At 58.2% G+C, this 12,816-nt stretch carries 13 protein-coding genes and 1 pseudogene; 9 read left to right on the forward strand and 5 right to left on the reverse strand.

Translation table 11 applies throughout. The features are described 5' to 3' along the window. Positions 1-524: 524 nt before the first annotated feature. Together JQ553_RS09480 and JQ553_RS09485 are read left to right on the forward strand one after the other, a co-directional pair. Positions 525-1,700: an LLM class flavin-dependent oxidoreductase gene (locus JQ553_RS09480; protein ID WP_212499606.1), complete on the forward strand. Its 1,176-nt coding sequence runs from the start codon at positions 525-527 to the stop codon at positions 1,698-1,700. A 788-nt stretch (positions 1,701-2,488) separates the two neighbouring features. Beyond that, complete coding sequence (locus JQ553_RS09485; RefSeq protein WP_212499607.1) at positions 2,489-2,707, forward strand: hypothetical protein; 219 nt, start codon at positions 2,489-2,491, stop codon at positions 2,705-2,707. On the opposite strand, the gene JQ553_RS35225 is transcribed toward JQ553_RS09485, so the two are convergent. After that, on the reverse strand, positions 2,701-2,943 hold the full coding sequence (locus JQ553_RS35225; protein ID WP_409363044.1) for a DUF6894 family protein: 243 nt from the start codon (positions 2,941-2,943) through the stop codon (positions 2,701-2,703). The two genes, JQ553_RS09485 and JQ553_RS35225, sit on opposite strands and share 7 nt — an antisense overlap. Before the next feature lie 208 nt (positions 2,944-3,151). Here JQ553_RS35225 and JQ553_RS09490 point away from each other — a divergent pair, with 208 nt between their 5' ends. Beyond that, positions 3,152-3,700 (forward strand): hypothetical protein, encoded by a 549-nt coding sequence (locus JQ553_RS09490; RefSeq protein ID WP_249144055.1) that lies wholly within the window; start codon positions 3,152-3,154, stop codon positions 3,698-3,700. 509 nt (positions 3,701-4,209) lie between these two features. Continuing rightward, entirely contained in the window at positions 4,210-4,599 is a 390-nt protein-coding gene (locus JQ553_RS09495; protein ID WP_212499608.1) for a hypothetical protein, read from the forward strand. Positions 4,600-4,812: 213 nt separating this feature from the next. Here the strand turns inward: JQ553_RS09495 and JQ553_RS09500 are convergent, their stop codons facing one another. Both JQ553_RS09500 and JQ553_RS35230 read right to left on the reverse strand, forming a co-directional pair. Beyond that, a complete protein-coding gene (locus tag JQ553_RS09500; RefSeq protein ID WP_212499609.1) occupies positions 4,813-5,274 on the reverse strand; it encodes a VOC family protein in 462 nt (153 codons plus the stop codon). 909 nt (positions 5,275-6,183) lie between these two features. Then, a pseudogene (locus JQ553_RS35230) lies at positions 6,184-6,375 on the reverse strand (IS481 family transposase); the annotation flags it as partial. Between the two features lie 778 nt (positions 6,376-7,153). Here JQ553_RS35230 and JQ553_RS09505 point away from each other — a divergent pair. The 5 genes from JQ553_RS09505 (at position 7,154) to JQ553_RS09530 (ending at position 10,927) form a co-directional block, all read left to right on the forward strand. Continuing rightward, positions 7,154-7,339 (forward strand): hypothetical protein, encoded by a 186-nt coding sequence (locus JQ553_RS09505; protein WP_212499738.1) that lies wholly within the window; start codon positions 7,154-7,156, stop codon positions 7,337-7,339. Between the two features lie 575 nt (positions 7,340-7,914). Next, positions 7,915-8,175 carry a DUF3551 domain-containing protein gene (locus tag JQ553_RS09510; RefSeq protein ID WP_212499610.1) on the forward strand — a complete coding sequence of 87 codons (261 nt, stop codon included), beginning with the start codon at positions 7,915-7,917 and terminating at the stop codon, positions 8,173-8,175. A 919-nt stretch (positions 8,176-9,094) separates the two neighbouring features. Then, positions 9,095-9,772 (forward strand): PEP-CTERM sorting domain-containing protein, encoded by a 678-nt coding sequence (locus JQ553_RS34890; RefSeq protein WP_212499612.1) that lies wholly within the window; start codon positions 9,095-9,097, stop codon positions 9,770-9,772. A 586-nt stretch (positions 9,773-10,358) separates the two neighbouring features. Further along, a complete protein-coding gene (locus tag JQ553_RS35235) occupies positions 10,359-10,502 on the forward strand; it encodes an H-NS family nucleoid-associated regulatory protein (RefSeq protein ID WP_409363049.1) in 144 nt (47 codons plus the stop codon). A 65-nt stretch (positions 10,503-10,567) separates the two neighbouring features. After that, positions 10,568-10,927 carry a hypothetical protein gene (locus tag JQ553_RS09530; protein ID WP_212499614.1) on the forward strand — a complete coding sequence of 120 codons (360 nt, stop codon included), beginning with the start codon at positions 10,568-10,570 and terminating at the stop codon, positions 10,925-10,927. A gap of 141 nt (positions 10,928-11,068) precedes the next feature. Here the strand turns inward: JQ553_RS09530 and JQ553_RS09535 are convergent, their stop codons facing one another. Further along, complete coding sequence (locus JQ553_RS09535; RefSeq protein ID WP_212499615.1) at positions 11,069-11,707, reverse strand: invasion associated locus B family protein; 639 nt, start codon at positions 11,705-11,707, stop codon at positions 11,069-11,071. Positions 11,708-11,778: 71 nt separating this feature from the next. Next, positions 11,779-12,663, reverse strand: coding sequence for a dienelactone hydrolase family protein (locus tag JQ553_RS09540; RefSeq protein ID WP_212499616.1), 885 nt, complete (start codon positions 12,661-12,663; stop codon positions 11,779-11,781). Positions 12,664-12,816 lie beyond the last annotated feature (153 nt).

Genomic DNA, 12,816 nt, shown 5'->3' on the forward strand with positions numbered 1-12,816 from the left:
CTAAACATTGCAAGCGAAGCTGGCTGGTTCTTCGACACAGTGCCAGCGCTCGATCTTCGTCCTAGGTCCGAAGATGATGCGAAGCTTCGCGAACATGTTGCATGCGCTTGCCTTCGTCAGCGGCAACAGAAGCTATATCTACTCCAATCATCGAGAACTGTGCGCCACGACCGCGCGTGCCCATTGCGCATCAATACCCTTGAAGTGGTCGGCGCAAGCACGGGGCTGCATCGGCACGTTATGCTGAAAGCAGCCGGACATCCGTTGAGGCAGAAATCCAACTCCAGCCCGGCGACGACCCTCAAGCCCCCATGCAGTCGCGGAGGAAGATTGGGGTGCCACGCGGCGGGGGATGCACCGCGACCTTTGTAACCCTTCTCGCAAATAACAACGCCTTGCGGTTCGCTCCAGGGAGCGGTTATCGTGTCGATCCAATCCCCTGTCGGGGAACCGCGGACCAAGCGCCAGCTTGAACCGGGTCAGTAGGCCAGCGACGGCCCCACCAAAAGTGGAGGAATGTCCCCATGAGCCAGCGTCTGCGCTTCGGCATTTTTCTCGCGCCCTTCCATAAGCCCGGCATCAACCCAACGCTCGCATTGCAGAGCGATCTCGATCTCATCCAGTGGCTGGATCGCTGCGGCTATGATGAAGCGTGGCTCGGCGAGCATCACTCTGCTGGCACCGAGCTTTCCGCCTCTCCGGAAATCATGATAGCGACGGCAGCCGAGCGCACGCGTCACATCAAACTCGGCAGCGGGGTGATCAGCGTTTCGTATCACAACCCTCTGTGGGTCGCTGAGCGCATCGTTCTCCTTGACCATTTGACGCGCGGGCGGGCGATGCTGGGCCTCGGCCCGGGCTCGCTACCCACCGACGGCGCCATGATCGGTCTGCAGCAGAGTCAGACGCGCGGGCTGCTGGAAGATGGCGTTGCCATCATCACGGAGCTTTTGACCAGCGACGAACCGGTCACGTTCAAGAACGATCGCTGGGACCTGCGCGAGGCGCGGCTGCACCTGCGGCCTTACTCCAACCCACTCTTCGACGTTGCTGTCGCGGCCGTAGCGTCTCCTACCGGCGCCAAGCTTGCCGGCCGATATGGCCTGGGCATGCTGTCGGTGGGCGCTACCACCGCCGCCGGCTTTGATGCGCTGGCGCTGCATTGGGATGTGCTGACTGCCGAGGCGAAGGCGCATGGCAAAACCGTTGACCGGAGCAAGTGGCGACTTGTTGGCTTGTGCCACATCGCGGAAACCAAAGAACAGGCACATCGCGACGTCGAATACGGCATCGAGCACTGGTTCCGCTACTTCCAGCAGGTCGCCGCATTCCCCCAAATGGCGGTGGTCGGCAACTCGGTCGCCGAAATGATCGAGTTCATCAACGGCTCAGGCCTCGGTGCTATCGGCACGCCGGACGCGTGCGCCGCCCAGATCGAGCGGTTGTGGCAACAATCTAGCGGCGGCTTTGGCGCCTATCTGCTGTTGGCGCACAACTGGGCCAATCCTTCAGCAACATTGCGCAGCTACGAACTGATCGCACGCGAGGTGATGCCGCAGTTCCAGGGCCACGCGCAGGCGACGCTTGATGCCGCGCGCCGCGCCAAGGAGGTCCGCGAGAGGCTCGCGGCGGCACAGGCGCAAGCCGTCGAAGATGCCCGAGCGCGCTATGGCGCGGAGGTGGCCAAGCGGCAGGCTTGAGCTATTCGGCATCGCCGCAAATCCAGCCATTCCGCGCTCAGTTCGTTCGGGCTCGAATTCCTTCGTCGGTCGCGAGAACATAATAGGTTTCGTAAGGAGACATACCCTCGCTGATGACCGGGTGAAGGGCCGGCTGCGAGCTTTTTTGAATAGGTGCACCCTGTGCCAAGGGCGTGACATGGCGGATCTCCCGCTTTGCAGTGACCCGTTTTGCGACGAACTGCCGTTACACCGCGCTGGTGGGCCTCCAAAGGCAGCGTGGTCGCCACGCACCATTTGAGTGCGCCATCAGCGACTGACAACCCCCGCACCAGAGCAACGGCCACAGGCTATGCGCGAAAGACTTGAGCGAATTGGGTTTCAACGCGCGCCGCCTCATCGGCCACAGCAAGCCGGATTTGGCGGACCGGACCAATCCAATCCGCTTACTCGCAGGTCAGATCGGATCAAGTGCGTTTTGATGCCCGCTATGCCCCAAAGGACATAGCACAAACCAAGCCTGCGTCCGACGCAGCGCGGATCCACTTCATTCGCTGACGTCGAACAGGGTGCCAAACGCCGCCTACGCGCCGAGAGCTTCACGGACCACTACAGTCACGCCCGTCAGCTTTTCGTCAGTCAGACCATAGGGGAGCAAGCCCTAGCTGCCTTGGATTGCAGCCAGGAAGCATTCGAGCCTGATTGAGCACTCAGCGCATGCGAAAGCATGGGACAGATCGATTCCCGTTGTCTCCGCTATTGAAGATCCCTCCATCCCACTTCCTCTTTGGTCGGTCGACACGGGCTTCTTGGAATTCTTCCGACCCTTTAAGCAGGCGACGCTTGCGGTCGGCCTGATCGTCGGCCGATGCTTCTGGATTGGTAATGCGATCGATTGCGTTCGCCGCCATTTCCCGAGCCCGGCGTTTCTGGTCTTCACTCGACTGCCGGCTGGTGAGCTCACGGCTTCGAGGGCGAACGACAGCGTCGAAGCCAAGTCTGAAACGGGCGAAGGAACAGGTCATTGACGTCGAACGATGTTCGGGCGACCCCCCGATGTAATCGGCGCCTCAAATATCTCGTTGCCACTGTCATCTCGGACCGAGATATAGTTTCCGGGTTTCGCGAAATTCGGCCGCTCGGTGCCAATCCTATGAGCGACGAACTGCGCGTGGTCCTTTGCTTCCTTGCGGGACCGGCACTGGTGCCCCAAGACATCGTGGGCCGGAAGTTCGCCGGCTAAATCAAAGAAGAACCTCTTCATTGGCGTACAACGCAGTGCTGCGCCGGCCGTTCCTGAACGGCCGTGACGCTGCACTCCTGCTTTTGAACGATCTTGCCCCTGGGCAACCGCCTCGCCGGTTACAAGGTTGTCCCTGCAGATCGATCCCCAGCGAGGATCGGCCGGCACCGCCGCGGTAAGTCACGGGAGCTGACCATTCCATCAATTGAGAGCCCGCGTCGCGTCGACAATGAAACATTTCGAGCCATCGGAGTTTGAATTTGCTTCGGAGAAATTAACAGTGAAGCAAATCCTGAAACCGGTCATTTATGTGCTGGCCGCCCTGTATTTCCTCGTCGACGCGGCTTTCACGGCCATCGCGAGGCCAATATCTAACTGGCTCGCCAGGCATGTCGTGTTGAGGCGGTTGCGCGCCTGGATTAGATCGTTGCGGCCCTACCCGTCGCTGGCGCTGTTTTCGGTGCCGGTGATCATGCTGGAACCGGTCAAGCCGATGGCCGCATATCTGGCCGCTACAGGTCAGATGGTGAGCAGCGTCGTGACATTGATCGTCGGCGAGCTTCTAAAGCTCGTCCTGGTCGAGCGCCTCTTCGACCTTACTCGGGACAAGCTGATGAAAATTCCGGCCTTTGCCTGGGTGTACACAAAATTCCGCGAAGCCAAGGCTTGGCTGAAAGCCACCGAGGCTTGGAAGGCCATTGTCACGATAGCCAAGACCGCCCGTCAGTATGCAAGCCAGATGAAGAAATCCGCTGCGACGGCGTTTCGGCAGCCTTAGGCCATGACTCGCCGCCACTGCGAAGGGGCTTCTACTCGAACGGCGTGAAGCGGCTTCGAGCGCACTGGCGCGCTCGGAAAGCCGCTCAAAAAAGAAGGGTTGCGCTCGTCGTGGGTTCGGGCAGCAGCTTCCAAACTACACTCCCGCCCCCCGGCTCTCGAGAACCCCAAATCCCGGCAGCTGGGCTTTTGCGCGAACAGGTCCTCTCCAGGCTGGATGAGCTGCCGCGCTCACGCCGCTCGAGCCATCCTAGGGCGGTGGCGTGGTCGAACCCAGCCCTTCCATCCGGCCGGCGTGGCCTGAAAAGCATCGGCTCATCGAGCCGTCGTCTTACCGTTGGTTAACGTCCCCCGCTCCAAAGGGGACGTGACACCAGGGACGGCCCCAGCGAAGCACCCGCTGGGGCCGTTTTGATTTTAGTTACAGCTGTGCGCCGATCCGGACTTCATGGGAACAATGGTTCTTCGAATCGGTTGTCGAGCGTGCTTAACCAAGCAGAAGCATGTTGGATGCCGTATTGTAGCGGTCGATCGCTTGTTTTGTGGAGTTTTCCGTTCCTGCTTGTTCTGAGCGGCTGCAGCGAAAAGCCCGAGTGCGATTCAATCGAAACCCGAAATGCCGTGCTCCAGATTGTTTCGGACGACCACGGTAATCCGCTGGTCAACTTCGCTGCCAAAAATTCAACCGCAATGCCAAATCCGGAAAACGTTAAACCGCTATATCTTCTCGGTGAAAGAATAGTCACCACTTCAACGAGTGAGGACAAGCGAACGCTACAATGTAGCGGCGCGATTTCGGTTAGTGTTGGCGACACAAAAGCGTCTAAAGAGGTAGAGTTTACGGTACAACAATCGTTGGACGGCAAGATTTCCGTATCGGTTATTCCATTCCAGTTTTGAAATCTCCTTGCCGCGTCTGGGGTGGGTTGTTCTCGCCCTGACCGCCCAAGTTTCGGCATCGCTTATCGACGACGTCCGCTCTAACCTCCGGAGAACGGACACGCGGGTAAGGGACCCGCACGGAAATCAGAGCATGCCGTCAACTTCTCGCACGTGCGATCACCACTCGGCCTTTTTCTCTCGCTTGTACGTTCATAGCTGGGCTTTGGTCCTCTAACCGTTCTGGGTACCGTCAGCGTAGCCACCACCGATCTGTGTGCCAGGCGCCAGCAGTCCTTTGCCCGGAACATGATTGATCTCCAACCTCGTGCCGTCCGGATCCTCAAACAGCACCGAGTAGTAGCCGGGTGCGAAATTGTCCTCCTGCGGTGCGTGAATGATGTGTGCGCCGATCTTTAAAAGAAAGTTGTAAACCTCGTCGACGTCGGCACGTTCTCGCGCACGAAAACAATGATGATGTAATCCGACAGTGCCCTGACGGAATCGTTGGCCGGCATACTCCTCTGCTGGAGCATGAATGCCAAATCCCGTACGACCGCCGACACAATAGAAGGTGTTCACGGTGTCCGCCACGATCGTAAGGCCCATAAATGGCAATAGCTGTGCGTAGAAGGCGCGTGCGGATGCAAAATTTCCAGCCGTGATGAATGTGTGGGCGATACCATTGATTTGCATATTCTATCCTCCCGCAATTATCAGTTTTCCAAGAGCGGTTCCCCTGCCGCCTGAAGCCGTGGTCGTCACGAAGGGCCCTTGGCCTTTGGGATTCGCGGCCTAGCCACGGAGCCTCAACATTTGAATTGCAGATGCGCGTGAAAAGGTTCGGGCGCGGTAGCCAAAAAAACCGTTCTTTGACTTTTTTGGTTGCCCCTACCCCTCAACTTGGCCGATCTGAGCCGAAAGCCATGAGCAGCAAGCCTGCCTCGCTTACACGCCGAACCAACGGCTCAGCGATAGACCAAGCCGACGCGCGGTGGTGCCGTAGGCTTCCGATTTGCGTTAAGTCGTCACATCGAGATGTTCAGCAACACCTCCGACTCAATACGGTCCGAATTTCAAGGCAGGGACGCGTGAGGAACATTGGCGGTTAGTTCAAAAACGTCACACCAAGTCGGCGTGCATCACGCCAAACTACTTGGCATATCGTATCGACGTCCGCGCTCGGAATGCGCAATCCGAAGGCCGCGGGCACGAAAGGCGCGTCAGGAGTCTGAACGACTGCGGAGGAAGCCGTGAGATGGCGGACCTTGCAGCGCATGGGAGCACCATCAATCACTATCTGGCCTGCACAGACATTGCGCTGCCGCTCGTTCGCCAAGTCTCGCCGTTCCCCATTATACCGAGGCGGATGTTGATTGGCGATTCCCGACTCAAATAAGGCCAGACCGTGGTTTCATGCGACGCCGCGAGCCTTTCTTCCATGGCAGCGAGCGCTGCCAGTACGCTGTCCTGCGCCTTGACCGTCCCTGCGCTCGGCCTGCTTCGTGTCACCTCACCCATTCGCCAGGCAATCTCGCGTGCAGTCATGCCGTCCAAGCTATCCTCAAGCACCGCGAAGTGTGCGCCCAGGGCCGAGGCGGTTACCTAAGACAATGGTGACAACCTCGTGCCGAACGGGTTGGCGAGGGGCTGCGAGGTTCTCTGCTCCAGTCGAAATATCCCGGATCGTAGTGCATGAAGCTGACGAGCCAAATGCCGTCGTCGACCTCCTTGATGCCGCTTTTATCCGGCCAGCACGGTGGAGAGGTTGATCCGCTTCCGGTGCTGGCGGAGCCGTTGGATCGTCCGCCCCTGGCACGCGCCTTGCCAATGGGTCGATGCTGGCATTTCCGCGACCCAGCTTGATACAGGGCGCCGCCGGGACGCTATGTTTCGAGCCCGGCGGCGTACTTTCTTGGGATAACTCGTATCTCCAGAGGCGTAGTCGCCCCTTGCGTTTCCGGTGATTTCCGGGCTTGCCGCCGAGCCCAAGTCATTCGGTGCGGACTAATTTCGACGATGAAACGATTGAATGGTCAGGTAGCTGATCGCAACTCTTTCGCTCTTTGAGAGGGTGGATCGGAGTAGAGCCAAATGTCGAGGTCTCGGCGGCGTTGGTGAATTCGGCCAGACTTGAATCCGACGACCACTCCACGTAAGCGATAAGGGCGAAGACAACTGCTGCCACGAGGAGAAGCTGAACCGCCGCCGTGGCGCCTATTCCCCACCAATTCTGGCTAGCGAATAATGGCATGGCGGTTCTTCCGACACCGGGTTTCACCCTGTTGTTAGACCAATTCGCAATGCGCAAGTGTGAACTGCCTTACATCTCACGCCCACTTGATGTCCCGCCGCGGTATGCCCGCCAGCGTGAACCGGCGAGCCTTTGATTTTGTAGGCAATCAAACCACCGCTGCGCCGAGTCGGCACGCTCGGCACAAAAGCCAATTTCTTTCGAACCTTCCGGTCGGCCGGGAAGACCTATTTCTGAGGTCCCCGCCCCACCAGCGGGGCTTCCGTTCGTCTCAAAGTCAGTCCTCAGCTTGGATTTCGGGTGTAAGGCGAAGGCAGCACGATGATCCCATCGTTTCACAACGCAGACAGACCGACCCACCGGCGCGTGATGGTAGTGGGTCTGGTGTTTTGCGTCGCCTTTGTCGTCATCAGCTTTTCGCTGCGGCCGCAGCCGGCTGACGATCGCGTGCTGGTGAAGGCGGACCGGCTGGTGCGTACTGCGGGCGAACCGCACAAGGCGAGATAGCTTCTGCCTTTGATGTGAGCCGATCATCGCCCGGCGATGCCAAACTCGAGCCGGCGCTGAAATGCACCAGTGTATCGCCGCCGATACCCAAAATGGTCGGTCACGACGCGCCCAGCAGCCCCGCCGGGCGGATTGCGGCCGGTCACGTCGCTCAACCTTCATTGACACAATGCGGCGCCCGTGGAGTTTGGTACAGCCCGCGACCGGTTGGTGCAGGGAATTTGACGATCCGATCGCGCTCTCCGCTGGGCGCGTGCCGATGCCACGTTGCAAGGACAGCACCTTGCAAACTTGTAACGACGTGAACATCAAGGCGCCTTCGGGAGGGCTAAATGCAGGCCAAATGTGAGGGCTTATGAGCAACCAACCTTGGCCCCACGGAATTCACTCCGATGTTATTTCAAGCCGCTATTGTTTGCCTGATCGTACTCAGCATCTGCGTGCTCATCGCCCACGCGGTCGACGCTCTTAGGACTTAACGCCAGCGTGAGCCGGCGTGCGAACCGCCCCTCCCTATCGGCGCGAAGAATACCTATTTCAGCGCAGTAGCCGCACACATCCCGATGGAGGTTCTGATGCGCATCCTGGCGTTGGCGATTTTGGCGATCGGGGCGGTCTCAACAAGGCCAGCGGCAGCTCAGACGTACGATCCGGCGTATCCGGTTTGCCTGCACGTGTACCGCGCGGGCGCGAACTATTATGACTGCCGCTACACCTCGCTGCCTCAGTGCAACGCGTCGGCATCGGGCCGTGCGGCGCAGTGCGTCATCAATCCATATTTCGCGGGCGCGGAAGATCCCACGGGTTATCGGTCGTATCGCCGCCGCGTTTACTAGAGCAGTCGTCTGGAGCGCTTTCGAGCGAAGTGGTCCCCGGTTCGCGTGAAGAAAACCTGTCAAAACAAGGATCTGGAGCTTCGGTTCTGATTCAATCGATAATGCTCGAGAGAGGCCCAGCCTCCAGGTAATCCGGCGGACCTTTGATTCCGTGGGCAGTCAGCCGGGGGCTGAGAATCGGCCAGTGAGACTGGTGCGCCGCTTTTTGGGCGTTGCAACTTCCCCTTGGGCTCGACTTTGTGATATCATAAAATATGACAAAGTCAGTTCGTGATTCCAAGAAATCCGGAAGCAAAATGGGGCGGCCCAGAACGACTGGGCCAGGCCAGCCGCAGGTCGTTCGAATGCATGACGATCAGTTGGCCGGGATCGATGACTGGATTGTCGAGCAGGGCATCAAGATCAGCCGCCCCGAAGCTATCCGTCGGCTGGTCGAAATCGGACTAAGGGCCAAGGGCAAATGAGCGTGCAAGCGGGCCTAACGGGCTGGCTGGTCGTGATGGCGATGATCATCCTCATCGTTGCCATATGGCGGAAGTGGATTTAATTGCGCCTCGAGTTGCCGCCCGGCAGTCCAGCGTACTGGGGTGCTGACGGCCGGGTCACCTGCAACGGGACGGACGGCGCCGTGAATATTGTAACCAAACTGGCATGACCGGATTGGGCACGCGGTGCCGTTTACCAAGAGGTGGAAGGGCAAGCCGAATGATTGGCGTCAGGCCGATCGGCTCAGCCTGCGTGGGAGGGTGCAATGGAGGGACATTTTAGAAGGAGTTAGGTGATTAAAATCGCTTTTCGGGCTGGCGGGATTAATCCTATTTATTCACAGAATTAATTAGACCCGTCTTCGTGATTACTTGACTTTGTTCTGACATAATGGAAGCCTCCGACCGAATATTTAAATAATTGGGAGAGGTCGGTGAATAAATCATTTGGTCATGCGGGGCTGACGGCTATTGTCATGCTGGCGGGGGTTGGCGCGGCCCAGGCCGCAACCATCGACTGGACGAATTGGGCCGCAGGCACAGTCACTGCTGGAACTCCGGGTAACGCCACTGCAGCGGCCGGCAGTGTTGGAGTTACCTACACCGGAGAACTTCAGGAACTAAACTTCGAACCCAGCTATACTCCGGTAAGTTCGTTTTCCGGAGGGACCGTCGACAACGCCCCGGTTCAATCCTACGGAACCATTCGTATCATCGGGGGATCAAGCGGCACCAACTCGATCCACTTCAGCCAGGCTGTGCTCAATCCGGTTTTTGCGATCTGGAGCCTGGGGCAGACGGGCATAGAGCCGAGTTTCAACTTCAATGCGCCCTTCACAATTCAGGCCGGTGGAGCGAACGCCGAGTACGGGGGAAACCCGATAACCTCGTCGGGCGATCAAGTTTTCGGCGTTGAAGGCAATGGTGTCATCCAGTTCATCGGCTCCTTTACAGACATCAGTTGGACAAACCCAACCGCCGAAAACTGGTACGGCTTTACGGTTGGTGTTGCTGCTGTCCCCGAAGCGTCCACATGGGGAATGATGCTGCTTGGCTTCGCCGGCGTCGGCTTCCTCGCCTATCGTCGCCGCAACGCGCTCAGCATGGCCTGATATTTGGCCGAAGTCAGGGCTTGCCGAGTAACCGCCTTCGGGCGGTCTCTCCTCAACGTTCTCCAAACCGATCACCGGGTGGCACTGGGGCATTATCGGTTCTGATTGAATCAGAACCGAAGCTCCAGATCCTTGTTTTGGTGCGCTTTCTTCACACAAACCGGTCGCCACTTCGCTCGAAAACGCTACAAATCTAAAGACAAGGAAACGACGACCAGCCGACCTCAGCCGGACTTGTTCAAGCCCATAGTCCGGCAGACGGTCGAGCCACACAACGCAACCAATTCTGCCTGGGTATGCACACCAGTCTTGGCAAAGATACTCTTAAGCTGATTTCTCCCCGTTTCCTTGGCGATCCCAGCTTCATCAGTAATGGCTTCAAGTTTAGTGCCCGTCGCAACCTTGGCCGCTAGCCGGGCTTCCGCTGGTGTCAATCCGAACACTGCTCGGAGAGCCATTTCCGGGGGGCGCCACCGTTTGTCGGGATTCGCTTGCGGCAAAACTCGTCTCCGAAAAGCACGAGTTGGAGCGACGCTTGGCTCGACTAGCTGGCGGACAGCAGAAGATCCGACGTCCCTACCCGCAGGTGCAGGCGAAATACTTCAATCCGGAAAACCCGTCGCAAACCTGGTCGGGCGGTGGATTGAAGCCTCGCTGGTTTGCGGCGCAGCTGGAGGCAGGTCGACGCCTTGACGAGCTGGTACTACACGATCGTCCAATCGCGGCTTGAATAACGCTCATTGCCGGAGCGCCGAGCCCGGCTGCATCGCGTGGGGAATATCAAAGGACTTCCATGTGAACAACATCAACGCCTTCGCACGCGAAGAACCGTCCAAATTCACCGACGGCTTCGCCCGATGCCCTTCGGACACCGGCACGAACAGCGGGCATCGCGACGAGCGACAACTCGATCAAGTTGTCGAAACCCTCATTTACGTTGCTACCGCAGATAGTATGCTCCCATCGGAGGCGCTTGCTGCTTTAACCAAAGCTCTCGGTACATTACTCGCCTTCACCGCTCGACGTCAGGGACTCGCTGAGGAAGAGGTTCTAACGGCATGCCAAAACGCCGTCGCTGATTACGCAATGGCCGCGGCCATCTATATGCGCGAAACCTCGGACGCTGATCCAGCAGTATCGGAAGTATTCTCCTGAGAGGACAATCTGATTCTGAGGTCGACCGAGGCGCTCGGTCGCCCCGTTCGAGATGTTAAACAATCAGCTTGTCCCCTTGCGAACTCCAGGGGGCTGCCGGACCGTAAACCCCGCGTTGTGGAGTGCCAAGGTTCGAGCGACCTATCGTGAGTTACCTTCATCATTGGCGCGTTCCCATTTCCCTTGCAGTTGCTGCTCAAAGATTTGTGCAGGAGCGCCCTGACGCGCTTGTGCAAGGTTGTCGAGCGGGAGCGAGGCAATGACGGTAACGACATTGGCATTGACCGCTTCAATCGAGAGTGTCTTGCCGGATTCTAGTTCCCGGAGGAAGCTCGGGTCGGCAACGGTTGCCGCGACGCATCCGTTTGTCAGGCAGATGGTGTAGGGAACGTGCAGTGTACCGCCACTGTCGACACTCAGCTTAATACCTGGCTGGAGAAATAGCCCCACCGGAACGAACATCTGCAATCGTACCGCAGGAGCATCCTGGCGTTCGATGAGATCGACCCTCAGGATCACCTGACCTATGTCCGATCTTCCGTCGATGGTCGTGCGGCAGACCGTTTTTGTCTCTGCGCTCTCTACGCCGCGGAAGCACAATTTTTTCCAAGTTGAGTAAGTGAGGTTGGGAATCTTCCGCTGTCCTCGCGCAGCGATCTCGGCCTCGGAAAAATCGATCATCGCGGGAACATCACCGAACGGGATCACCTGTTGGCCGTGGGCAACGGTCGCCGCCGCTAAAGCGCCCAGCATGATGAAGCTAGCGGCGACCGATCGCATTGCCTCCTTGATTGATCGGGCGGTTTGACCACACATCGCAAACGCCTCCGAAATACAGTTGGATTGTTCTATCAGTGGTTCTTCAAAAATTCAGACACCAAGGGAGCCCAGATCTGTATGGCATCAGCAGAGTTGATCATAAAATGACCGTCTCCCCCAAAATCCGGCAAAACAAAATAGTTGAGCTTGCCGCCGCCAGCTTGAAAGGCCGTCGCCAATCGGTTGCTGAGCTCGGGCCCGAAGTAGCTGTCATTGCGGGAGTAAATCCATAACATTGGTATCCTGGCCGTTCGTCCGAACTCTGCCGCCGCTTCGACCAGATTGTCCGGTGCGCAATTGCTGTTGGGTTTGCCCTTAAAGCGGCCGCCGCGCCCGGCGGCGAAGCCGATAATGGCACGCACTGATCGGGGGTTCTGACTGGCAAGCGCGATCGCACCCCAGCCACCACCTGATTGACCGACGACGATGACGTCATCCGGCTTCACGAAAGGCTGAACCGACATGTAGTCGATTACCCACATATCGAGCGAAGCAATTGCAAGTCCAGCGTCACGAAAGTTTGCGGCCAAACAACTGCCGACACCCGAGAAGAAGAGACCGAACAGGCCTCGCTCCGGGACTTCGATCGCTGTAACGCCGTATCCTGGACGCACCGGCGCAACCACGACGTAACCCTGCCTCGCGAACCAAAGCGCCGCGTCCCGAAACTCGATCACGGGAAAATAGCTTCGCTCCTTCGGATCAAGCGAAACTCCGTGGTTCATGACCAGAAGAGGAAACGGTCCCTCACTTGCAGGGCGGACCACGTAGGCCAACATGGGGACGGCTGATGGAATTGCCCACGTCTCTTCCTGGAGCTGGGGGCCGAGATTGTTGTGAAGCGTTTCGTCGGATCCTGCCGTGGCAGAGTTGGGCAGCAGCAGGATCAGAGCAATTACTCGAAGTAGTTGCTTCATGAAATGCTCTCCGGCCAGTTATTTCAATGTTAGCAGATCCTTCACAGTGGGGCGAGTAGCAGGCCCCGTACCACCGGCAATGAACCGAATAGTCAGATCGATCAGTGTCGCTGACATGATTCCTTCGTGTCGGCGCCTCGAGGCTTTGTACAT

Origin of the sequence: Bradyrhizobium lablabi (assembly GCF_018131005.1) — a bacterium.
GTDB classification, from domain to species: Bacteria; Pseudomonadota; Alphaproteobacteria; order Rhizobiales; family Xanthobacteraceae; genus Bradyrhizobium; species Bradyrhizobium lablabi_D.